22 protein-coding genes are annotated in these 23,195 nt (G+C 60.2%); 15 read left to right on the top strand and 7 right to left on the bottom strand.

Annotated elements, in window-relative coordinates; all coding sequences use genetic code 11:
- Positions 1–182: 182 nt before the first annotated feature.
- Positions 183–803, top strand: coding sequence for a LysE family translocator (locus AABC73_RS27040; protein ID WP_341521637.1), 621 nt, complete (start codon positions 183–185; stop codon positions 801–803).
- 211 nt (positions 804–1,014) lie between these two features.
- Here AABC73_RS27040 and metK read toward each other — a convergent pair whose 3' ends face one another.
- On the bottom strand, positions 1,015–2,205 hold the full coding sequence (gene metK / locus AABC73_RS27035; protein ID WP_020293568.1) for a methionine adenosyltransferase: 1,191 nt from the start codon (positions 2,203–2,205) through the stop codon (positions 1,015–1,017).
- Positions 2,206–2,225: 20 nt separating this feature from the next.
- Complete coding sequence (locus AABC73_RS27030) at positions 2,226–3,221, bottom strand: metalloregulator ArsR/SmtB family transcription factor (RefSeq protein ID WP_341521636.1); 996 nt, start codon at positions 3,219–3,221, stop codon at positions 2,226–2,228.
- Between the two features lie 260 nt (positions 3,222–3,481).
- On the opposite strand from AABC73_RS27030, the gene tkt reads away from it, so the two are divergent.
- The 7 genes from tkt (at position 3,482) to fba (ending at position 9,958) form a co-directional block, all read left to right on the top strand.
- Complete coding sequence (tkt, locus tag AABC73_RS27025; protein ID WP_341521635.1) at positions 3,482–5,479, top strand: transketolase; 1,998 nt, start codon at positions 3,482–3,484, stop codon at positions 5,477–5,479.
- A gap of 144 nt (positions 5,480–5,623) precedes the next feature.
- Complete coding sequence (gene epd / locus AABC73_RS27020) at positions 5,624–6,673, top strand: erythrose-4-phosphate dehydrogenase (RefSeq protein ID WP_341521634.1); 1,050 nt, start codon at positions 5,624–5,626, stop codon at positions 6,671–6,673.
- 16 nt (positions 6,674–6,689) lie between these two features.
- A complete protein-coding gene (locus AABC73_RS27015; protein ID WP_341521633.1) occupies positions 6,690–7,853 on the top strand; it encodes a phosphoglycerate kinase in 1,164 nt (387 codons plus the stop codon).
- Positions 7,854–7,881: 28 nt separating this feature from the next.
- Positions 7,882–8,106 carry a hypothetical protein gene (locus AABC73_RS27010; RefSeq protein WP_331148985.1) on the top strand — a complete coding sequence of 75 codons (225 nt, stop codon included), beginning with the start codon at positions 7,882–7,884 and terminating at the stop codon, positions 8,104–8,106.
- Between the two features lie 88 nt (positions 8,107–8,194).
- Positions 8,195–8,392: a hypothetical protein gene (locus tag AABC73_RS27005; RefSeq protein ID WP_341521632.1), complete on the top strand. Its 198-nt coding sequence runs from the start codon at positions 8,195–8,197 to the stop codon at positions 8,390–8,392.
- 54 nt (positions 8,393–8,446) lie between these two features.
- Positions 8,447–8,767 (top strand): MliC family protein, encoded by a 321-nt coding sequence (locus AABC73_RS27000; protein ID WP_065831572.1) that lies wholly within the window; start codon positions 8,447–8,449, stop codon positions 8,765–8,767.
- Positions 8,768–8,893: 126 nt separating this feature from the next.
- Positions 8,894–9,958: a class II fructose-bisphosphate aldolase gene (gene fba, locus AABC73_RS26995; protein WP_020293577.1), complete on the top strand. Its 1,065-nt coding sequence runs from the start codon at positions 8,894–8,896 to the stop codon at positions 9,956–9,958.
- Positions 9,959–10,118: 160 nt separating this feature from the next.
- Here fba and AABC73_RS26990 read toward each other — a convergent pair whose 3' ends face one another.
- The 3 genes from AABC73_RS26990 to AABC73_RS26980 form a co-directional block, all read right to left on the bottom strand.
- On the bottom strand, positions 10,119–10,595 hold the full coding sequence (locus AABC73_RS26990; protein WP_341521631.1) for a thioesterase family protein: 477 nt from the start codon (positions 10,593–10,595) through the stop codon (positions 10,119–10,121).
- A gap of 161 nt (positions 10,596–10,756) precedes the next feature.
- Positions 10,757–11,722: an L-carnitine dehydrogenase gene (locus tag AABC73_RS26985; protein ID WP_341521630.1), complete on the bottom strand. Its 966-nt coding sequence runs from the start codon at positions 11,720–11,722 to the stop codon at positions 10,757–10,759.
- Positions 11,723–11,875: 153 nt separating this feature from the next.
- Positions 11,876–12,763: a 3-keto-5-aminohexanoate cleavage protein gene (locus AABC73_RS26980; protein WP_020293580.1), complete on the bottom strand. Its 888-nt coding sequence runs from the start codon at positions 12,761–12,763 to the stop codon at positions 11,876–11,878.
- A gap of 281 nt (positions 12,764–13,044) precedes the next feature.
- On the opposite strand from AABC73_RS26980, the gene AABC73_RS26975 reads away from it, so the two are divergent.
- The gene (locus AABC73_RS26975) at positions 13,045–13,992 is read left to right on the top strand and encodes a GlxA family transcriptional regulator (protein WP_341521629.1); all 948 of its coding nucleotides are present in this window, start codon (positions 13,045–13,047) and stop codon (positions 13,990–13,992) included.
- Between the two features lie 89 nt (positions 13,993–14,081).
- On the opposite strand, the gene AABC73_RS26970 is transcribed toward AABC73_RS26975, so the two are convergent.
- Positions 14,082–14,498 (bottom strand): DUF3010 family protein, encoded by a 417-nt coding sequence (locus AABC73_RS26970; protein ID WP_341521628.1) that lies wholly within the window; start codon positions 14,496–14,498, stop codon positions 14,082–14,084.
- Between the two features lie 63 nt (positions 14,499–14,561).
- Positions 14,562–14,972, bottom strand: a complete 411-nt coding sequence (locus AABC73_RS26965; protein WP_065831567.1) for a lysozyme inhibitor LprI family protein — start codon at positions 14,970–14,972, stop codon at positions 14,562–14,564.
- A 230-nt stretch (positions 14,973–15,202) separates the two neighbouring features.
- On the opposite strand from AABC73_RS26965, the gene AABC73_RS26960 reads away from it, so the two are divergent.
- From AABC73_RS26960 to AABC73_RS26935, 6 genes are all read left to right on the top strand, one after another.
- Entirely contained in the window at positions 15,203–16,180 is a 978-nt protein-coding gene (locus tag AABC73_RS26960) for a dipeptidase (RefSeq protein ID WP_341521627.1), read from the top strand.
- A gap of 92 nt (positions 16,181–16,272) precedes the next feature.
- Positions 16,273–16,803 (top strand): DUF5943 domain-containing protein, encoded by a 531-nt coding sequence (locus AABC73_RS26955; protein WP_065831565.1) that lies wholly within the window; start codon positions 16,273–16,275, stop codon positions 16,801–16,803.
- Between the two features lie 15 nt (positions 16,804–16,818).
- Positions 16,819–18,879 carry a dimethylglycine demethylation protein DgcA gene (gene dgcA, locus AABC73_RS26950; RefSeq protein WP_341521626.1) on the top strand — a complete coding sequence of 687 codons (2,061 nt, stop codon included), beginning with the start codon at positions 16,819–16,821 and terminating at the stop codon, positions 18,877–18,879.
- A gap of 166 nt (positions 18,880–19,045) precedes the next feature.
- Positions 19,046–20,992 carry a dimethylglycine demethylation protein DgcB gene (gene dgcB / locus AABC73_RS26945; protein ID WP_341521625.1) on the top strand — a complete coding sequence of 649 codons (1,947 nt, stop codon included), beginning with the start codon at positions 19,046–19,048 and terminating at the stop codon, positions 20,990–20,992.
- The gene (locus tag AABC73_RS26940) at positions 20,992–22,212 is read left to right on the top strand and encodes an electron transfer flavoprotein subunit alpha/FixB family protein (protein WP_341521624.1); all 1,221 of its coding nucleotides are present in this window, start codon (positions 20,992–20,994) and stop codon (positions 22,210–22,212) included. The genes dgcB and AABC73_RS26940 overlap by 1 nt, the downstream gene beginning before the upstream one ends.
- Entirely contained in the window at positions 22,202–23,023 is an 822-nt protein-coding gene (locus tag AABC73_RS26935; protein WP_341521623.1) for an electron transfer flavoprotein subunit beta, read from the top strand. The genes AABC73_RS26940 and AABC73_RS26935 overlap by 11 nt, the downstream gene beginning before the upstream one ends.
- Positions 23,024–23,195 lie beyond the last annotated feature (172 nt).

Raw genomic sequence — 23,195 nt, 5'->3', positions numbered from 1 at the left:
CATCCTTGCTTGAAGAGGTGGCTGACAGGCTAGCTGCTGCACTTCAAGGCTGGTGCGTGGCGTGGTTACCGGGTTTTTCCGCCGGTACAGTTCGCCGCTTATTGCTCGGTGACTGTGTCTTGGAACCTCGACGAGAGCGATGCAAGATTGCCCTTCAATCGCTACGCGCTCAGGGGTAAATCATGGATATCTCGACCTTGGCGGTTTTCGTCCCGGCCTGCTTCGCGCTGAACATGGCGCCGGGTCCGAACAACCTGCTATCGATCAGCAACGCCACTCGCTACGGTTTTGCCAAGTCCTGCCTGGGCGGGCTGGGACGCTTGTTGGCATTCGCGATCATGATTGCGCTGGCGGCGGCGGGGCTCACCGCCGTGCTGCACACTTCTGAATGGTTGTTTCATGCGATCAAGATTGTCGGCGCGGCCTACCTTTTTTATCTCGCGTTTCAGCTATGGCGGGCCAGGGCGGACGAGGCTGGCGAATCGGGCGCGCCCGCCAAAGGCACGGGCAGCCTTGCGCGGCAGGAGTTTCTGGTGGCCATCGGCAAACCCAAGGCGATCCTGCTGTTTACCGCGTTCCTGCCGCAGTTCGTCGATCAGTCGGGGGTGGTGACCGATCAGTTCGCAGTGCTGGGCGGATTGTTCCTTGCCATGGAATGCATCGCCATCGCGCTTTACGCGTGCATGGGCATTCATGCCCGACGCCTGTTCGCCCGACCGGGTGGCAAACGGTTGTTCAACCGGATCTGCGCCGGGTTGCTGGCGAGTGCAGCTTCAGTGCTGTTGGTGGCGAGAAGGGCGTAAAGAAGCCAGGAGTATGCGTTGCTTTGGCGGGAGAGGACTTGTCCTCGAAGAGATTGGCAGGCAATGAAGTGCTGTCAGGCAGATTGAGGTCGGTCGGTCTGACTCATCGAGGACAAGTCCTCTCCCACAAAGGATGGGACACGCAAACCAAAAAAGCCCCTGGCGACCACAGTCGCCAGGGGCTTTTCTTACGCCTGAAGCTTAAGGCGTATTACAGACCAGCAGCGGCGCGCAGGGCGTCGGCGCGGTCGGTTTTTTCCCAGGTGAAGGCGGTGAAGGTGTCATCGCCAACCGTCATTTCAACCGGGGTACGACCGAAGTGGCCGTAGGCCGCGGTGGCCTGGTACATCGGGTGCAGCAGGTCGAGCATGGTGGTGATTGCGTATGGACGCAGGTCGAAGTTGTCGCGAACCAGTTTGATGATCTTGTCATCGGACAGCTTGCCGGTACCGAAGGTGTTCAACGAGATCGAAGTCGGTTGCGCGACGCCGATTGCGTAGGAAACCTGGATCTCGCAACGCTCGGCCAGGCCGGCAGCGACGATGTTCTTGGCAACGTAACGACCGGCGTAAGCCGCCGAACGGTCAACCTTGGATGGATCCTTGCCGGAGAACGCGCCGCCGCCGTGACGGGCCATGCCGCCGTAGGTGTCGACGATGATCTTGCGACCGGTCAGGCCGCAGTCGCCAACCGGGCCACCGATGATGAAGTTGCCGGTCGGGTTGATGTGGAACTGAGTGTCTTTGTGCAGCAGTTCAGCTGGCAGCACGTGCTTGACGATCAGCTCCATCACGCCTTCGCGCAGGTCTTTGTAGGAAACTTCCGGGTTGTGTTGGGTCGACAGAACGATTGCGTCGATGCCAACCACCTTGCCGTTTTCGTAACGGCAAGTGACCTGGGATTTCGCGTCCGGACGCAGCCAAGGCAGCAGGCCGGATTTACGGGCTTCAGCCTGGCGATGCACCAGTTGATGCGCGAAAGTGATCGGTGCAGGCATCAGCACGTCGGTTTCGTTGCTGGCGTAGCCGAACATCAGGCCCTGGTCGCCAGCGCCCTGATCTTCAGGCTTGCTGCGGTCAACGCCCTGGGCGATGTCCACGGACTGCTTGCCGATGATGTTCATCACGCCGCAGGTCGCGCCGTCGAAGCCGACGTCGGAGCTGTTGTAGCCGATGTCGAGAATGACTTTACGAACGATGTCTTCCAGATCGACCCAAGCCGATGTGGACACTTCGCCAGCAATGATCGCCACGCCGGTCTTGACCAGTGTTTCGCACGCTACACGAGCGAATTTGTCTTCAGCGATGATGGCGTCCAGCACCGCGTCGGAAATCTGGTCGGCGATTTTGTCTGGATGCCCTTCGGACACGGACTCGGAGGTGAAAAGGGAGTATTCGCTCATCTCTACGGGTTTCCTGAATTTTACCGATGGTGAGTGTTGCCAGCCGGTCGCTGAAAGTGGCGAACCTGGATCTGGAAACCATTACGTAAGCCTACATAGAGGCTTTCCCCGGGAACTAGCCCCGCAGCGATGGCCCAACGGGCCAGATCATCCTGTTCAAAACCCAACCAGAGATCGCCACAGGCTTCCTTTGCCCAGCTCTGGTCGTGGCTACATAACTCTGTCACCAACAGGCTACCGCCTGGTTGCACCAGGTTGGCCAGTTGTTTAAGTGCTTCGGCCGGTGCGGCGAAGTGGTGAAGCACCATGTTCAAGACCACGCAATCGGCGCACACATTGGCGGCGCTTAATGCATCGGCCAGTTTCAGCTCGACGTTAGCCAGTTGCTCGCGCGAACAGACCTGGCGGGCCAGTTCGAGCATTGCCGGGCTGTTGTCCAGCGCCGTCACATGCTTGAAGCGGCGCGCCAGCTCCGGCAGAAAACCGCCATCGCCGGGGCCGACTTCCAGTGCCGTGGCGTCGGGGCCGAAGCTCAGTTTGTCGAGCAGCGACAGCAAGCTGTCACGGTACTGCGCCAGGCCGGCGATCAAGTCCTGCTGGGCGCGAAATTTCTCGGCGGTGCGTGCGAAAAAATCCTGGCTGGCGCTGGCCCGTTGCCGATGCACCAGACCGATACGCGCCTGTACATCGTCCGGCAGCGCCAGCGAGTCCACTTCATCAAGCAACGCCGCGTGCAAGCGGCCGCCGGTCTGCCCGGTGTGGGGCAGCGCGCGACGATAGAAAATCGCATTGCCTTCGCGACGCGTCGCCACCAGATCAGCCTGGGCCAGCACTTTGAGGTGATGACTCATGCCGGATTGGCCGATGGCGAAGATCTGCGCCAGTTCCAGCACGCCGAACGAATCGTTGGCCAGCGCGCGCAAGACATTCAGCCGCAGTGGATCGCCGCCGGCCTTGCACAGGGCAGAAAGGTCGTCGCAATCGTCGTGGCGAATGGCTGGTACGCGAAGGTTCATATGGCTGGCAGTCTAGTTAGCGACCTCGGTTGTCGCAAGAGCAATATCAAAAAGTTTTGATATTGGGTGATGGGTGGCAGTTCTCAGGCGTCACGATTCCGCGATTGGCGCTAGCAGAAAGCCATAGGTGTACAAATAACGAACAGCCGGCAGGAAAAACAACCACAAGCCGTTATCTTCCATTGCCCCCAGCCAGTGCCTGAGGGAAAATGCTCGCCTTTTTCAGATCCATTCTTTTCCCAGTTCCCAGGAGATCAGCGATGCCCAGCCGTCGTGAGCGTGCCAACGCCATTCGTGCACTCAGCATGGATGCCGTGCAAAAAGCCAACAGCGGCCATCCCGGTGCCCCTATGGGCATGGCGGATATCGCCGAGGTACTTTGGCGCGACTATCTGAAACACAACCCTGCCAATCCGGCATTCGCCGACCGCGACCGCTTCATCATGTCCAACGGTCACGGCTCGATGCTGGTTTATTCGTTGTTGCACCTGACCGGTTACGACCTGTCTATCGACGACCTGAAAAACTTCCGCCAGCTGCACAGCCGCACACCGGGTCACCCGGAATACGGCTACACCCCTGGCGTCGAGACCACCACCGGTCCATTGGGCCAAGGCCTGGCCAACGCCGTTGGTTTTGCCATCGCCGAAAAAACCCTGGCCGCGCAATTCAACCGCCCGGACCATAACATCGTTGACCACCACACCTACGTTTTCCTGGGTGATGGCTGCATGATGGAAGGCATTTCCCACGAAGTCGGCTCGCTGGCCGGCACGTTGAACCTGAACAAGCTGATCGCCTTCTACGACGACAACGGCATCTCCATCGATGGCGAAGTCGAAGGCTGGTTCACCGATGACACGCCAAAGCGCTTCGAAGCCTACGGCTGGCTGGTGATTCGCAACGTCGACGGCCATGACGCCGACGAAATCAAGACCGCCATCGACACCGCTCGCAAGAGCGACCAGCCGACGCTGATCTGCTGCAAGACCACCATTGGTTTCGGTTCGCCGAACAAGCAAGGCAAGGAAGAGTCCCACGGCGCGCCACTGGGTGCCGACGAAATCGCCTTGACCCGCGCAGCCTTGAAATGGACCCACGGTCCGTTCGAAATCCCGGCTGACATCTATGCCGAGTGGGACGCGAAAGAAAAAGGCCTGGTGGTTGAGGCTGAGTGGGATCAGCGTTTCGCTGCCTATTCCGCTGCGCACCCTGAGCTGGCCAACGAGCTGATCCGTCGCATGAGCGGCGAGTTGCCCGCTGACTTCGCCGAGAAATCCGCAGCGTATGTTGCTGAAGTCAACGCCAAGGGCGAAACCATCGCCAGCCGTAAAGCCAGCCAGAACGCCTTGAGCGCTTTCGGCCCGCTGTTGCCGGAAATCCTCGGTGGTTCGGCTGACCTGGCCGGTTCCAACCTGACCATCTGGAAAGGTTGCAAGAGCATCACCGGCGAAGACGCCAGCGGCAACTACCTGCATTACGGTGTGCGTGAGTTCGGCATGGGCGCCATGATGAACGGCATCGCCCTGCACGGCGGCTTCGTGCCTTACGGCGCGACCTTCCTGATCTTCATGGAATACGCCCGTAACGCGGTGCGCATGTCCTCGTTGATGAAGAAGCGTGTGATCTACGTGTTCACCCACGACTCCATCGGTCTGGGCGAAGACGGCCCGACGCACCAGCCAATCGAGCAACTGACCAGCCTGCGCACCACGCCGAACCTTGATACCTGGCGTCCAGCGGATGCGGTGGAATCGGCGATTGCCTGGAAATACGCTCTTGAGCGTGATGACGGCCCATCGGCGCTGATCTTCTCGCGTCAGAACCTGACTCACCAGGCGCGCAACGCCATCCAGCTGGCGGATGTCGCCCGTGGCGGTTACGTGCTGCGTGATTGTGTCGGCGAGCCTGAGCTGATCCTGATCGCTACCGGTTCGGAAGTCGGTCTGGCTGTGCAGGCGTTCGACGCGCTCAGCGCGCAAGGTCGCAACGTGCGCGTGGTTTCCATGCCATGCACCAGCGTGTTCGATGCCCAGGACGCGATGTACAAGCAGACCGTCCTGCCGTTGCAGGTCAGCGCGCGTATCGCCATCGAAGCTGCTCATGCGGACTTCTGGTACAAGTACGTCGGTCTGGAAGGTCGCGTCATCGGCATGACCACTTTCGGCGAATCGGCGCCTGCGCCGGCCTTGTTCGAAGAGTTCGGCTTCACCCTGGAAAACATCCTGGGTACGGCTGAAGAGTTGCTGGAAGACTGATTGATGAAATGATTGGCCCCTGTGGGAGCGAGCTTGCTCGCGAATGATGCGACGCGGAGTGTCTGAGTTACCGTGCTGCTTTCTTCGCGAGCAAGCTCGCTCCCACAAGGTTTGCGCAATCTGATTTATCACCACGAGAACCCCATGCCCCAGCACCGTCCTTATAAAGTTGCACTCAACGGCTACGGCCGTATCGGTCGTTGCGTCGTTCGCGCGCTTTGCGAGCGGGGGGCGAAGGCCGGGTTCGAAGTGGTCGCCATCAACGATCTGGCCGACATGGCCAGTCTTGAATACCTCACGCGCTTTGACTCCACACATGGCCGGTTCCCCGGTGAAGTGCGGGTCGAAGGGCAATACCTGCACATCAATGATCACAAGATCAAAGTATTGCGCAGTGCAACCCCCGAAGGCATTGACTGGGCCGCGCTGGATATCGATCTGGTGCTGGAGTGTTCCGGGGTCTACAACAACCGCGAAGACGGTCAGCGCTTTCTCGATGCCGGCGCGCCACGTGTGCTGTTTTCCCAGCCCATGGCCAGCGAAGCCGATGTCGACGCCACCATCGTGTTCGGCATCAATCAGCAGACCCTGACCGGCAATGAGCTGCTGGTTTCGGCAGCGTCCTGCACCACCAATTGCAGCGTGCCGTTGCTGCGCCTGCTGGATCAGGCCATCGGTCTGGAATACGTGACCATCACCACGATCCACTCGGCGATGAACGACCAGCCGGTGATTGACGCCTATCATCATGAAGACCTGCGCCGCACGCGCTCGGCCTTTCAGTCGATCATTCCAGTGTCCACTGGTCTGGCGCGAGGCATCGAGCGGCTGCTTCCGGAACTTGCCGGCCGAATTCAGGCCAAAGCAGTGCGTGTGCCGACCGTCAATGTGTCGTGCCTGGATATCACGCTGCAAAGCGCGCGCGATACCGACGCCGTTGAAATCAACCGCATTCTTCGCGAGGCCGCCACAGGCGGACCGCTGAAAGGGTTGCTGGCCTATACCGAACTGCCGCACGCCAGTTGCGATTTCAACCATGACCCTCATTCGGCCATCGTCGATGCGAGTCAGACCCGCGTATCCGGCCCACGGCTGGTCAATCTGCTGGCCTGGTTCGATAACGAATGGGGTTTTGCCAATCGAATGCTTGACGTCGCTGATCATTTTTTGCGCGTCGCAGACCAACAACAGTAAAAACAGGGATTCACTCATGACCGTGTTGAAGATGACCGACCTCGACCTGCAAGGTAAGCGCGTATTGATCCGCGAAGACCTCAACGTCCCGATCAAGGACGGCGCAGTCAGCAGTGATGCACGTATTCTCGCGTCGTTGCCGACCATCAAGCTGGCACTGGAAAAGGGCGCGGCCGTGATGGTCTGCTCGCACCTTGGGCGTCCGACCGAAGGCGAGTTCTCCGCTGAAAACAGCCTCAAGCCAGTCGCCGAATACCTGAGCAAGGCCTTGGGCCGCGACGTGCCGCTGGTGGCTGATTACCTGGACGGCGTTGACGTCAAGCCCGGCGACATCGTGCTGTTCGAGAACGTGCGCTTCAACAAGGGCGAGAAGAAGAACGTTGACGAGCTGGCGCAGAAATACGCGGCCCTGTGCGACGTGTTCGTGATGGACGCTTTCGGCACTGCACACCGCGCCGAAGGTTCGACCCACGGCGTGGCCAAGTTCGCCAAGATTGCTGCGGCAGGCCCGCTGCTGGCTGCCGAGCTGGATGCCCTGGGCAAAGCCCTCGGCGCTCCGGCCCAGCCAATGGCGGCCATCGTTGCCGGCTCAAAGGTTTCCACCAAGCTCGACGTACTCAACAGCCTGAGCGCCATCTGCAATCAGCTAATCGTCGGCGGCGGCATCGCCAACACCTTCCTGGCTGCGGCCGGTTACAACGTTGGCAAGTCGCTGTACGAACCTGATCTGCTGGACACTGCCCGGGAAATCGCCGCCAAGGTCAGCGTGCCTTTGCCGGTGGACGTCGTGGTTGCCAAGCAATTTGCCGAAAGCGCCGCCGCGACCGTCAAACTGGTCGGCGACGTTGCCGATGACGACATGATTCTCGACATCGGCCCGCAAACTGCAGCGCACTTCGCCGAACTACTGAAATCTTCCAAGACTATTCTGTGGAACGGTCCGGTAGGCGTGTTCGAGTTCGACCAGTTTGGTGAAGGCACCAAGACCCTGGCCAAGGCCATCGCGGATAGCTCGGCGTTCTCCATCGCGGGCGGCGGCGACACCCTGGCGGCAATCGACAAATATGGCATAGCCGATCAAATCTCCTACATTTCAACCGGTGGCGGTGCGTTTCTGGAGTTTGTCGAAGGCAAAGTCCTGCCAGCCGTGGAAATACTGGAACAACGCGCCAAGGCCTGAGAACCGGCTTTGGATAAAGGGAATTCACATGCTTAAGCCGTTACCGCTGTTGATTGTCGCGGGTTTGCTCAGCGGATGTGCCAGCGAGCCGGAAGCCGGCGAGGTGGACCGTGCGCCTGATGTGCTGCAAGTCAGCTGCTATCAGGCTCACTGGCAGGCTGAAACCGTGCCGATCCTCTACAAGAGGGGCGGCGAAACGGCGCTGGATAAATACGAATTCATGCCGACCGTCGGGCCAGTGGGCTGTCGCTAAAAGCCCTTCCGGCAATTGATTTGGCAACAACCGGGTACAAAAGTGGTCATTAACAGGTGGATAACTTTTCTGAATAAGGAACTTCACCATGAAAATCTCCGCTCTGGCCCTGGTCAGTTGTGTGCTATTGGCCGGTTGCAGCGGGTCTGGAGCGCACTCCAAGGCCTGTGAAGTATTTACTCCGGCGGCCGTGAATGTGCCGACGACCCAGAACGAACAACGGGTCGAAGCGCAGGCAACGGGTGAGCCGGCCGATGATCGGAATCAGGAACAGAACTGCCCCTGATAGAACGAAGCAACTGGCATCTGCCGTGCTTCACGGGGCAGGCCAGGAGAAGTAATGAAAGGCGTGATTGCTCTTGCGACACTTGCAGTGCTTGGTGGTTGCGCCAGCATGAAGGCACCGGAACAAGGCGACACCTGGACGCATTGGGTGTGCGACAGCAAAGCCCAGGTTCACTGGCGTTTTGTCGGTCAGGCCAAGGCCGAGGTTGATGTCCGGCTCAATGAGAGCGATCAGGTTTTCAGGCTCAAGGCCGAGCCGGGTACGCCGTCGTTGTATAGCAACGGCGTGCTGGCGTTCAACGACAAGGGTGACGAAGGCCTGGTTTACTGGGAAGCCACCAATGATTTGATCGGTCGCGGCTGCAAGGCCCGATAAACACCGGATTACACCTGCGCCGATGATCGAGCGCACGGCCCTCTGGCCGATGCTCAGAACTTGAACAGCAGCCGCCGCTACGGCAGGTTTGCACGATTAACGACCCTACCGGGAGAGACACATACAATGGCACTTATCAGCATGCGCCAGATGTTGGACCACGCAGCCGAATTCGGTTACGGCGTTCCAGCTTTCAACGTCAACAACCTGGAACAAATGCGCGCCATTATGGAAGCGGCCGACAAGACCGATTCCCCGGTGATCGTTCAGGCTTCGGCCGGCGCTCGCAAATATGCCGGCGCCCCGTTCCTGCGTCACCTGATTCTCGCTGCTGTCGAAGAATTTCCGCACATCCCGGTGGTCATGCACCAGGACCACGGCACCAGCCCTGACATCTGCCAGCGCTCGATCCAGCTGGGCTTCAGCTCGGTGATGATGGACGGTTCGCTGGGTGTGGACGGCAAGACGCCAACCACTTACGAATACAACGTTGAAGTGACGCGCCGGGTTGTTGCCTTCGCTCACGCTTGCGGTGTTTCGGTCGAGGGTGAGCTGGGTGTTCTGGGCTCGCTGGAAACCGGCATGGCTGGCGAAGAAGACGGCGTTGGCGCTGAAGGCATGCTGGATCACAGCCAGATGCTGACCGATCCGGAAGAAGCCGCCGACTTCGTGAAGAAAACCCAGGTCGATGCCCTGGCCATCGCCATCGGCACCAGCCACGGCGCGTACAAGTTCACCAAGCCGCCTACCGGTGACATCCTGGCGATTGATCGCATCAAGGAAATCCACAAGCGCATTCCGAACACGCACCTGGTCATGCACGGTTCGTCTTCGGTGCCGCAAGAGTGGCTGAAAATCATCAACGAGTTCGGCGGTGACATCAAAGAAACCTACGGCGTACCGGTTGAAGAAATCGTCGAAGGCATCAAGCACGGCGTGCGCAAGATCAACATCGACACCGACTTGCGTCTGGCCTCCACTGGCGCAATCCGCGAGTTCATGGCGAAAAACCCAAGCGAATTCGATCCGCGTAAATACCTGGCCAAGACCGTAACGGCCATGCGTGACGTGTGTATCGCTCGCTACGAAGCATTCGGCACCGCCGGCAATGCCTCGAAGATCAAGCCAGTTTCCCTGGACGTGATGTTCGAGCGTTACGCCCGAGGCGAGCTGGATGCCAAGATCAACTGAGCCCGGTTGATCCAGCAATGAAAAAGCCCGCAGCGATGCGGGTTTTTTTATGGGTGGAAGATCACAGCATTCCCCGTAGGACCGGCTTTAGCCGGGGGAGCGTTTTTCTGGCGACATAAATGCAGTGGCTATACGAGACTCCTCCCGGCTAAAGCCGGTCCTACGGTTCTCGAATGCCAATCACCCGCCCGACATACCTCGGCGCAGGCAAGTCCTTCTGGTCTTCCACGATCCCCAGCAACGCATTCAACACGGCCTCATCGAACGGCGCGGAGCGTGGCCCGGCGGCCAGATCCACATGCAGCAGCATTTGCTCACTGGCCGCCAATGGCTCGTCGATATCGACCTTGTGCAGGCTGTGGTAGAGATGCACGCGCTTGTGATCATGGGCGACGATTTGCGTGCGAACCTCGACCAGCTCGCGCAGTTTCACCTCGTTCAGGTAATTGATATGCGCTTCCAGGGTGAACAGCGAATGGCCGCTGGCGTCGCGGTTGTCGCAGGTCAGGCCGATGCGGTCCATGAAGGCGTCCGTGGCGTAGCTGAAAATCAGCAGGTAAAAGGCATCGCGCAGATGCCCGTTGTAGTCGACCCAATCGGCGAGGATCGGGGTTTTGTAGGTGATGAGGTTGGGCATACGGACTTTCCTTGAAATGCTTGGCATGCATCGCATCTGTGGGGGCCGAGCTTGCTCGCGAAAGCAGCCGCAACGTTAAATCTGGCACACCGCGTTATCGTTCTTCGCGAGCAAGCTCGCTCCCACAAAGCCTTGGTCTTGATGCTGGTTCTGATTTGGCGCTAGTCGTTGAACGCTATGCCATGCTTGGCCTTGGTCACGCGCACTGCTTCCAGCACCGCCAGCAGGCAATCATCGCGATACCGTTCCAGGGCGGCGATGCTGTGGTTGCCCAGCTGATCGCTGGTGCCATCGACCACATCGTCGATCAGCTTGTCGGTGAGTTCCGGCGCAGGCAAGTAAGTCCACGGCAGTTTCAGCGCCGGGCCGAACTGGTTCATGAAATGCCGCATTCCGGCGTCGCCGCCCGCCAATGTGTAGGTCAGGAACGTGCCCATGAACGACCAGCGCAGACCGGCGCCAAAGCGAATCGCATCGTCGATCTCGCCGGTGGTTGCCACGCCGTCGTTGACCAGATGCAATGCCTCGCGCCACAGCGCTTCCAGCAAGCGGTCGGCAATGAAACCGGGGACTTCCTTGCGCACATGCAGCGGACGCATGCCCAGCGACTCATACACCTTGATCGCCGCCTGCACCGCTTCCGGCGCGGTATTGCGGCCGCCGACCACTTCCACCAGCGGCAGCAGGTAAACCGGGTTGAACGGATGACCGACCACGCAGCGTTCCGGATGCGTCGCGCCTTCGTAGAACTCGCTGGGCAACAGGCCTGAGGTGCTGGAGCCGATCAGCGCATTGGGCTTGGCCGCCGCGCTGATCTTGCCGTGCAATTCGAGTTTCAGATCAAGCCGTTCCGGGGCGCTCTCCTGAATGAAATCGGCATCGCGCACGCATTCCTCGATGGTCGCGACAAAGCGCAGGCGATCCTGCGATGCGCCGGACGCCAGGCCTTTCTGTTCAAGCGCGGGCCAGGCATTGGCAACACGCTGGCGCAAGGCGGCTTCCGCGCCCGGCGCCGGATCCCAGGCGATAACGTCCAGGCCGTGGGCCAGCGCGCGCGCCACCCAGCCGCTGCCAATGACGCCGCTGCCCAGGGCCGCGAAGGTTTTGATGTCGGTGATGAAGGTCATGGGTATTCCTGCGAATTCTGTTCAGCACTATCTATTGTGGGAGCGAGCTTGCTCGCGAAGGCGCCGTTGCAGCCGGTGGATCTGCGCTGTTCGATCGCCTCATTCGCGAGCAAGCTCGCTCCCACACGTACGTATTCCATACTGGAATCGAGCTCAACCGCGCTTGGTCAAACCCATCTTCACGCGGCCTTCCGCCGGAGTCATGACGCGGGCGCCGAGGCGGCTGAGGATTTCGCTGGCGCGTTCCACCAGTGCGCCATTGCTGGCCAGCACACCACGGTCGAGCCAGATATTGTCTTCCAGCCCGACGCGCACGTTGCCGCCCAGCAGCACCGCTTGCGCCGCCATGGGCATTTGCATGCGGCCGATGCCGAAACCGGCCCACACCGCATCGGCGGGCAAATTGTCGACCATGGCTTTCATGGTGGTGGTGTCTGCCGGCGCGCCCCACGGAATGCCCAGGCACAGCTGGAACAGCGGGTTGTCGAGCAGGCCTTCCTTGATCATCTGTTTGGCGAACCACAGGTGACCGGTGTCGAAGATTTCCAGCTCGGCCTTCACGCCCAGCTCCTGAATACGCTTGGCGCCCGCGCGCAGTTGGGCGGGCGTCGACACATAAATGGTGTCGCCATCGCCGAAGTTGAGCGTGCCGCAATCCAGAGTGCAGATTTCCGGCAGCAGCTCCTCGACATGCGCCAGGCGGGTCAGCGGGCCGACCAGATCGGTGTTCGGGCCGAACTCCAGCGGGCGCTCGCCGGGGCCGATTTCCAGATCGCCGCCCATGCCAGCGGTGAGGTTGACGATGATGTCGATGTCCGCCTCGCGAATACGCTCCATCACCTCGCGATACAGCGCCACGTCGCGGCTGAACTTGCCGGTTTGCGGGTCACGAACGTGGCAGTGGACAACCGTCGCGCCGGCTTTGGCGGCTTCAACCGCTGCCGCTGCGATCTGTTTGGGCGTAACCGGGACAAGATGGCTTCTTCCGGTGGTGTCGCCAGCACCGGTGAGTGCGCAGGTGATGATGACGTCATGGTTCATTGATCAGGTTCCTTGCAGGCTTGGCGTGATTTGTTTTGATGGTGCAAAACTACGCAGCCGACGCCCCGCAAAAGCGCACAGCGGCGACCAGCTCTTGCACAGCAGCGACCTGTGCTATTGCTGTCTTCAGGTAACCGGCGTATTCCATCTCGCACAGACTCTGTGGGAGTGAGCTTGCTCGCGATCCGATTTGTCAGGCGCCTTATGCATTGAATGACCCGACGCCATCGCGAGCAAGCTCGGCTCCCACAAAAAAATCAGGTACTCAACGGAAACCGCTAATGCCCCAGGATTTCTACTTTCTGCTCATGCCCGGTTTTTCCGTGATGGGTTTTGTGTCGGCGGTGGAGCCGTTGCGGGTCGCCAATCGGTTTGGTGGCGAGCTGTACCGCTGGCATGTGTTGAGCGTGGATGGCGGCGCGGTGATCGCCAGCAATGGCATGTCGGTGAATGCCGATGCGGCGCTGGAGCCGCTGAAAAAAGGCGCGACGGTGTGGGTCGTGGCCGGGTTCGAGCCGTTGAAGTTCTGCACGCCGGCACTTGAACACTGGCTGCGCCGCCTGGACAACGAAGGCGTGACCCTGGGTGCAATCGATTCGGGGAGTTTTGTGCTGGCCCAGGCCGGGCTGCTGGATAACCATCGGCTGACCATGCATTGGGAAGCCATCGATGCCTTCAAGGAATCGTGGCCGAAACTGCAGGTTACCCAGGAATTGTTCGAGATCGACCGGCGGCGCATCACCTGTGCGGGCGGCACCGCGTCCATCGACATGATGCTCGACCTGATCGGCCAGGCCCACGGCCCGGAGCTGGCGATCAAAGTGTCGGAGCAATTCGTGCTCGGGCGCATTCGCCCGCGCAAGGACCACCAACGCATGCAGATCGCCACGCGTTATGGCATCAGCAGTAAAAAACTGGTGCAGGTGATCGGCGAAATGGAGCAACACACCGAACCGCCCTTAAGCACGCTGCAACTGGCCGAGGGCATACAGGTCACCCGACGCCAGCTGGAGCGCCTGTTTCGGCTGCACCTCAACGACACGCCGAGCAATTTCTATCTCGGCCTGCGCCTGGAGAAAGCCCGGCAGTTGCTGCGTCAGAGCGATATGAGCGTGCTGGAAGTCAGCATCGCCTGCGGCTTCGAGTCACCGTCGTATTTCACCCGCAGTTACCGGGCGCGATTCGCCCGGTGCCCGAGGGAAGATCGGCGCGCAATCAAACTCTCGTAATTGGAGCGAATTTATTCGCGACCAGACCAGCACATCCACTACATTTTTCGCGGCTGAAATCCCGCTCCGGGATGAATCCGGTCCTACGATTACCGCTTCATCAACCCCGAACACGCCGCCTTGTAAGCCTCATGCTGATATTTGTTCAGCGAAGCGGGCAGGGCGAAATCGTGTTTCTTGTTTTGCGCATTGATGGTCTGCGGCGACATCAGCGTCACCTCGCAATCGGACAACAGCTGAAAAATCGTTTCGATCTTGAAGGTGGTCGGGCCGCCAGCGAACTCGCCTTTCTTGCTGCGCTTCTTGATCACGATATGGCTGACGCCATTCTCACGCACAAAGCTGGCGATCTGCGTCGCGAAGGCTTTGACGTTGGCTGACTCGTCGTCGTCTTCCAGGGCGATCTTCTTGATCGCCAGCGGCAAATGTTCGATGCCGCCATGCTGCAGGGTCGCGAGGGCGAAAATAGCCTCGCTGCCTTTGATTTCCACGCCGCAAATAATCATGAGAAAGCCTTAACTACAAAGTCCGAAATTTATAAGGCCGACACGATAGCCCAGCGAAAAACGTCATTCCTGGGCAATCGACTCCAGGTATTCCGACCGCTCATCGCTCATGCGCGCCAGGCAGTCATTCTCGGCGATGGTGAACGCCTTGCTGCCAGCGGCGGCCGGGAAGACTTCCACGGCGCAGTCAGCGTCGCGCAGTTTTTGCCAGGCTTGCTGGGCGGTCTTGAGCTTGCCGGTGAAATAGTCGAATTGCGCCTTGTTGGCACCGAATTGGGTCTGCACCCGCTGCAACAGGTTCTGAAAATTCTCGTTGAGCAGCTGCTCGGCGGTTTCGCGGCTGTATTTCGAGCACTCGAGGGTCTGTTTGTCCTCGTCTACGCCGTCGCAAGGTGTTGCGTCGGGGTTTTGTGCAGCGTGAGCGCCAGTAATGCCGGTCGCCAGAAGAGCCAAAGTCAGGAAAACCGTTTTCATTGAGTCGCTCCGATCCATTGATGCGTTGAATTCTGGCCCATGCGCGAGGCAAAGAACAGGTTTGCGACACAGACGGCAGCGGCGTCCTGTCGCCCTTTGTCGTTTCTTGACGCTTTCGGCAAACCCCCTGTCGTTTTTGCACCCGGCTCGCCTGACCCTCCGGCATATGCTGGCCCCAATAGCGCCGACACACGTTTCGGCGCGCAAGCACCTAATAAGGGGACAGCCTGATGAGCCCAGCCGAACTGCACGCCGACAGCATCGTTATTGACGGGCTGATCATTGCCAAGTGGAACCGTGAGCTGTTTGAAGACATGCGCAAGGGCGGCCTGACCATGGCCAACTGCACAGTCTCGGTATGGGAAGGTTTCCAGGCCACCATCAACAGCATCTGCACCAGCCAGAAACTGATGCGCGAAAACAGCGACCTGGTCATGCCGGTGCGCACCACCGCCGACATCCGCAAGGCCAAGGAGCAGGGCAAGACCGGCATCCTCTTCGGTTTCCAGAATGCTCATGCGTATGAAGACCAGATCGGCTACGTCGAGGTCTTCAAGCAGCTGGGCGTCGGTATTGTGCAGATGTGCTACAACACCCAGAACCTGGTCGGCACCGGTTGCTACGAGCGTGATGGCGGACTGTCCGGCTTCGGTCGCGAAATCGTCGCCGAAATGAACCGCGTCGGCGTCATGTGCGACCTGTCCCACGTGGGTTCCAAGACCTCCGAAGAAGTCATCCTCGAATCGAAAAAACCGGTCTGCTATTCGCACTGCCTGCCGTCCGGCCTGAAAGAACACCCGCGCAACAAGTCTGACGAAGAGCTGAAGTTCATCGCCGATCACGGCGGGTTCGTCGGCGTGACCATGTTTGCGCCGTTCCTCGCCAAAGGCATCGACTCCACCATCGACGATTACGCCGAAGCCATCGAATACGTGATGAACATCGTCGGCGAAGACTCCATCGGCATCGGCACCGACTTCACCCAGGGTCACGGCCAGGACTTCTTCGAATACCTGACCCACGACAAAGGTTACGCGCGCCGCCTGACCAGCTTCGGCAAGATCATCAACCCGCTGGGCATCCGCACCGTGGGCGAGTTCCCGAACCTGACCGAAACCCTGCTCAAACGCGGCCATCCCGAGCGCGTAGTGCGCAAGATCATGGGCGAAAACTGGGTGAACGTGCTTTCCGACGTCTGGGGCGAATAAGCCGCCGACGCAAGACCGCAACCCTCAATGAATTGAATATCCCACTGCCATTTTCGCAGTGGGCGACCCCCGAATTTCTGGAGTTTGACCCCATGGCTAAAATCGCCCCGCAACTGCCTATCGAAGTCGACAGCGAAACCGGTGTCTGGACCTCCGACGCATTGCCGATGCTGTATGTGCCGCGCCACTTTTTCGTCAACAACCACATGGGCATCGAAGAAGTACTGGGCGCTGATGCCTACGCCGAAATTCTCTACAAGGCCGGCTACAAATCCGCCTGGCACTGGTGTGAAAAAGAAGCCGAATGCCACGGCCTGGAAGGCGTTGCGGTGTTCGAGCACTACATGAAGCGTCTGTCGCAGCGCGGCTGGGGCCTGTTCAAGATTCAGGACATCGACCTGGAAAAAGGCACCGCCAGCATCAAGCTGGAGCACTCGTGCTTCGTGTACGTCTACGGCAAGGTCGGTCGCAAGGTCGATTACATGTTCACCGGCTGGTTCGCCGGTGCCATGGACCAGATTCTCGCCGCCAAGGGCAGTTCGATCCGCACCGTGGCCGAGCAGGTTTACGGCGGTTCCGAAGAGGGTCACGACGACGGCCTGTTTATCGTCAAGCCGTTGTAAGTCGAGGTACGCAAAATGGCTTTCGAAGCGATGTTCCAGCCGATTCAAATCGGTAAATTGACTATCCGCAACCGCGTATTGAGCACGGCCCACGCCGAGGTCTACGCGACCGACGGCGGCATGACCACTGACCGCTACGTGAAGTACTACGAAGAGAAAGCCAAGGGCGGCATCGGCCTGGCGATCTGCGGCGGCTCGTCAAGCGTCGCTATCGATAGCCCGCAAGGCTGGTGGAAATCGGTCAATCTGGCGACCGACAACATCATCCCGCACTTCCAGAATCTCGCTGACGCCATGCACAAGCACGGCGCCAAGATCATGATCCAGATTACCCACATGGGGCGTCGTTCCCGTTGGGATGGCGATCACTGGCCGACCTTGCTGTCGCCGTCGGGCATCCGCGAGCCGGTACACCGCGCGACCTGCAAAACCATCGAGCCGGAAGAAATCTGGCGCGTGATCGGCAACTATGCCAGCGCCGCTGGGCGTGCCAAGGCCGGTGGCCTGGATGGTGTTGAGTTGTCCGCCGTGCACCAGCACATGATCGACCAGTTCTGGAGCCCGCGCGTCAACAAGCGTACCGACGAATGGGGCGGCAGCTTCGAGAACCGCATGCGTTTTGGTATGGAAGTGATCAAGGCTGTGCGCAAGGAAGTCGGCCCCGATTTCTGCGTCGGCCTGCGTCTGTGCGGCGATGAGTTCCATCCCGATGGCTTGAGCCACGAAGACATGAAGGAAATCGCCAAGTACTACGACGATACCGGCATGATCGACTTCATTGGCGTCGTGGGTTCGGGTTGCGACACCCACAACACCCTGGCCAACGTCATCCCGAACATGAGTTATCCACCGGAGCCGTTCCTGCATCTGGCTGCGGGCATTAAAGAAGTGGTCAAGTCCCCGGTGCTGCACGCGCAGAACATCAAGGACCCGAATCAGGCGACGCGGATTCTCGAAGGCGGCTACGTCGACATGGTCGGCATGACCCGCGCGCACATCGCCGACCCGCACCTGATCGCCAAGATCAAGATGGGCCAGATCGACCAGATCAAACAATGCGTCGGCGCCAACTACTGCATCGACCGGCAGTATCAAGGCCTGGACGTGCTGTGCATCCAGAACGCTGCAACGTCCCGTGAGTATATGGGCGTGCCGCACATCATCGAGAAATCCACCGGCGTCAAACGTAAGGTCGTGGTGGTCGGTGCTGGCCCTGCGGGCATGGAAGCGGCGCGGGTTTCGGCCGAGCGCGGCCATGACGTGACGCTGTTCGAGAAGAAGGAATTCATCGGCGGGCAAATCACCACGGCCTCGAAAGCGCCGCAGCGTGACCAGATCGCTGGCATCACCCGCTGGTTCCAGTTGGAACTGGCACGCCTGAAAGTCGATTTGCGTCTGGGCACGGCCGCCGACGCGGCGACCATCCTCGATCTGCGCCCGGATATCGTGGTGCTGGCGGTGGGCGGTCATCCTTTTCTGGAGCAGAACGAACACTGGGGCGCGGCCGAAGGCCTGGTGGTCAGCAGCTGGGACATCCTCGACGGCAAGGTAGCGCCGGGCAAGAACGTGCTGGTCTACGACACCATTTGCGAGTTCACCGGGATGTCCACTGCCGACTTCCTGGCGGACAAGGGTTGCCAGGTCGAGATCGTCACCGACGACATCAAGCCGGGCGTTGCCGTCGGCGGCACGTCGTTCCCGACGTACTACCGCAGCATGTACCCCAAGGAAGTGATCATGACCGGCGACATGATGCTGGAAAAGGTCTACCGCGAAGGCGACAAGCTGGTGGCGGTGCTGGAGAACGAATACACCGGTGCCAAAGAGGAGCGGGTGGTGGATCAGGTGGTCGTCGAAAACGGCGTGCGACCTGATGAAGAAATCTACTATGCCCTCAAGGAAGCCTCGCGCAACAAAGGCCAGATCGACATCGAAGCCTTGTTCGCCATCCAGCCGCAACCATGCTTGAGCGAGCCGGGTGATGGGTATTTGCTGTTTCGCATCGGTGATTGCGTGGCACAGCGTAATACCCATGCCGCGATCTATGACGGCTTGCGTCTCTGCAAGGATTTCTGAGTCCGGCCTCCGCGCCGTCGGACTTATCGCGGGGTCTGGTTTGACGCCTTCGCGAGCAAGCTCGCTCCCACGGGATTGTGGGAGCGAGCTTGCTCGCGAATGAGGCACCTCGATTTCGTTGAGGCTATTGAATTCAGGATCCACCCGGTTTTGATGGGAGCTCCACATGTTAAACACTCTTCTCCCCATCCTGCTGTTCGCCGCCCTGGGCCTTGCTGTCCTCGGCGCGGTGCGGCGGGTAAGAATGTGGCGCAACGGCCGAGCCTCGGCAGTCGATCTGCTCGGCGGTCTGCTGGCCATGCCCAAACGCTACATGGTCGATCTGCACCATGTGGTGGCTCGCGATAAATACATCGCCAACACTCACGTCGCCACGGCTGGCGGCGCGGTGGCGTCCATTGCGCTGGCGATTCTGGTGCACGGTTTCGGCCTGCATAACCGCATTCTCGGCTTCGCGCTGTTGATTGCTTCGGCGGCGATGTTCGGCGGCGCGATCTTCATGTATCTGCGTCGGATCAACCCGCCAGCCCGCCTGTCCAAAGGCCCGTGGATGCGCTTGCCGAAAAGCCTGCTGGCGTTCTCGGCGAGTTTCTTCCTGTTGACCTTGCCGGTGGCGGGCATCCTTCCGGAAAACTTCGGAGGTTGGGTATTGGCGGCGATTCTGGGCGTCGGCGTGCTGTGGGGCGTCTGCGAATTATTCCTCGGCATGACTTGGGGCGGGCCGATGAAGCACGCCTTCGCGGGCGCTTTGCACCTGGCCTGGCACCGTCGCGCCGAGCGTTTCGGCGGTGGTCGTTCCACCGGCCTCAAGCCGCTGGACCTGAACGACAAGACCGCACCGCTGGGCGTGGAAAAACCCAAGGATTTCACCTGGAACCAACTGCTCGGTTTTGACGCCTGCGTGCAGTGCGGCAAGTGCGAAGCCGCCTGCCCGGCGTTCGCCGCCGGTCAGCCGCTGAACCCGAAAAAGCTTATTCAAGACATGGTCGTCGGCCTGGCGGGCGGCACCGACGCGCACTTCGCTGGCAGTGCCTATCCGGGGAAAAAAATTGGTGAGCACAGCGGCAATCCCCATCAACCCATCGTCAACGGTCTGGTGGATGCCGAGACCTTGTGGTCGTGCACCACCTGCCGCGCGTGCGTCGAAGAATGCCCGATGATGATCGAGCATGTGGACGCCATCGTCGACATGCGCCGCCATCTGACCCTGGAAAAAGGCGCGACCCCGAACAAGGGCGCCGAAGTCCTGGAAAACCTGATCGCCACCGACAACCCCGGCGGTTTTGCGCCGGGCGGGCGGATGAACTGGGCGGCGGATTTGAACCTGAATCTGCTCAGCGACAAGCAATCCGTCGACGTGCTGTTCTGGGTCGGCGACGGCGCGTTCGACATGCGCAATCAGCGTACCTTGCGCGCGTTCGTCAAAGTCCTCAAAGCGGCGAAAGTGGACTTTGCCGTGCTTGGCCTGGAAGAGCGCGACAGCGGCGATGTGGCTCGTCGTCTGGGTGATGAAGCGACCTTCCAGATGCTCGCCAAACGCAACATCCAGACCCTGGCCAAATACAGCTTCAAGCGCATCGTCACCTGCGATCCGCACAGCTTTCATGTGCTGAAAAACGAGTACGGTGCGTTCGGCGGCAACTACCTCGTGCAGCACCACAGCACGTATATGGCCGAACTGATCCAGGCCGGCGCGCTGAATCTGGGCCAGCACAAAGGCAGCAGCGTGACCTATCACGATCCGTGTTATCTGGGCCGCTACAACGGCGAGTACGAAGCGCCGCGTGATGTGCTGCGTGCGCTGGGCATCGAGATCAAGGAAATGCAGCGTTCCGGTTTCCGCTCGCGCTGCTGCGGCGGTGGCGGCGGTGCGCCGATCACGGACATTCCCGGCAAGCAGCGGATTCCCGACATGCGTATGGAAGACATCCGCGAAACCGGCGCCGAACTGGTGGCCGTGGGTTGTCCGCAATGCACGGCGATGCTCGAAGGCGTGGTCGAACCGCGTCCGCTGATCAAGGACATTGCCGAACTGGTCGCCGACGCGCTGTTGGAAGAAGTTATCCCCAGCAAGCCCGCACCGATCAAACGTGAACCTGCGGAGGTGCATTGATGAGCGACATTATCCGCCGCGACCCTCGGGCTGAATGGATCGCCCGCAACCGCTTGCATCCATTGCACGCGGCCATGCAGCCGACCCAAAGCAGCTGGATGGGACCCAACGGCCTGATGCGCAAGAATGTGCACGGCATTGGCTTCATCGGACCCAACGGCATCAAGCGAATCGATCGCAGCGGCGCGCAGCAGGGCGGCGTGGTCAAACGCTCCGCCGCTGCCGAAGTCCAGCTGCCGCTGCATCAAGTCCTCGAACCAGCCTTCTATATAAGCGTGGTGCCGGACATGGTCGGCGGACGCCTGAGTGCCCATGACCGCGATCTGCTCGGTCTGGCCCATCAACTGGCCGGCCAGACTGGCGCGGTACTCGCCGTGGTATTCGGCGAACACAAGGAAACCACCTTCGCCTCGGCGGGCGTTGATCGTCTGCTGGTGCTGGATGGCGCTGAGTTCAGCGGTTATTCCCCGGAACAACGAGTGCAAGGCCTGCGGGCTGTGGATAACCAGTTCAGCCCACGGCATTGGTTGCTGCCGGACAGTCGCAGCGGCGGCGGTGAGTTGGGACGTCGATTCGCGGCCAGCTTGGGCGAGCGTCCGGCGACGCGGGTCTGGCAAGTGACCGATAACCAGTGCATCGGCCGCGCTGGTGCGGGTCGCGAGGATCTGGCGAGACCCTTGGCGCGGCTGATTTTGGCCGGTGTCGAATGCGCCGAGCCGGTCAGTGAAACCCGTCATGAAGCCTTGCCGGTGGAGTTATCCACAGCCGTGGCGCGCAGCCTGTCGCGTATTGAAGATCTGGGTGCGGTCGCGGTTGATCCGGCGGTCATTCCCATGGCCGAGGCGGAGTTCATCTTCTCCGGTGGCAACGGCGTCAAGGACTGGAACCTGTTCCACCAGACGGCTGCGGCCCTCGGCGCGACCGAAGGGGCTTCGCGGGTCGCGGTGGACGACGGCTTCATGGCCCGTGATCGGCAGGTCGGCGCGAGCGGTACCTGGGTGACTGCGCGGGTCTACGTGGCGGTTGGTATTTCCGGCGCGATCCAGCATCTGCAAGGGATCGGCGCGTGCGACAAAGTCGTGGCGATCAATCTCGATCCGGGTTGTGACATGATCAAACGCGCAGATTTGTCGGTGATTGGCGAAAGCGCGGAGATTCTCAAAGCGCTGATCGAAGCGGTCGAAATCTGGCGCAATGGAGCAAAACGAGATGCGGCCTGAGCCTATTGCTGCAACCAACAACAGCCTGCCTGTGGATAAAACCAGTTTGCACGTGATCAGCCTGGTGTCCATCGGCGCGCATCCGACTTCCGGTCGCGCCCGCCGCGCCGAACAGGACGCCCGGGCCGTCGAGCTGGGTTTGCAACTGGCCGGCGCTAACCTGCACGTGCTGCATGCCGGCAACGCTGAAGAACCCGCTTTACGTGCTTATCTGGGTATGGGCCTGGATGAACTGCATGTGCTGGAACAACCGGAAAATGCCGACGCGCTGCCCGCGCTGACGGATTACATCCGCGAGTCCGGCGTACAAATGGTACTCACCGGCAGCCAGGCGGAAACCGGCGAAGGCTCGGGCATGCTGCCGTTCCTGCTGGCGGAAAACCTCGGTTGGCCGTTGGTGGTCGGCATGGCGGAAGTGGAATCCATCAGCAATGGCGTCGCGCAAGTGCTGCAAGCCTTGCCTCGCGGTCAACGTCGGCGCTTGAAAGTGCGCCTGCCATTCCTGGCAACCGTGGATAACGCCGCGCCCAAGCCCCGACAAAGCGCCTATGGCCCGGCGCAACGCGGCGCCCTGGACGTTGAGCATGTCGAGATCGTCACGGATGAGCTGCGCACCGGCTCATCCCTGCAACCGGCCAAACCGCGCCCCAAACGCCTGAAAGTGATCAAGGCCAAAAGCGGTGCGGATCGCATGAAAGCCGCGACGGCCAAGGCCAGTGGCGGCGGCGGGCAAGTGCTCAAAGGCGTCACCCCCCAGGAAGGCGCCGAGGCGATTCTCAAGTTGTTGGTTGGAGAGGGTGTGGTCAGGTAATTGGTAAGGACACTGTAGGACCGGCTTTAGCCGGGAGGAGGCCAGTTGAGTCGCAGCAGCTCGGTCGCTATAACGATTGCCCTCCCGGCTAAAGCCGGTCCTACGGATCCAACCGACAAGCGCTAATTGCCAGCATTCCCTGGCTCTGACACAATCGCGAATAATTCTCGTT

Origin of the sequence: Pseudomonas sp. G.S.17 (assembly GCF_038096165.1) — a bacterium.
GTDB lineage: Bacteria > Pseudomonadota > Gammaproteobacteria > Pseudomonadales > Pseudomonadaceae > Aquipseudomonas.
The sequence above is the reverse complement of the archived record's forward strand: the minus strand, read 5'-3'. Positions and strand labels throughout refer to the sequence as shown.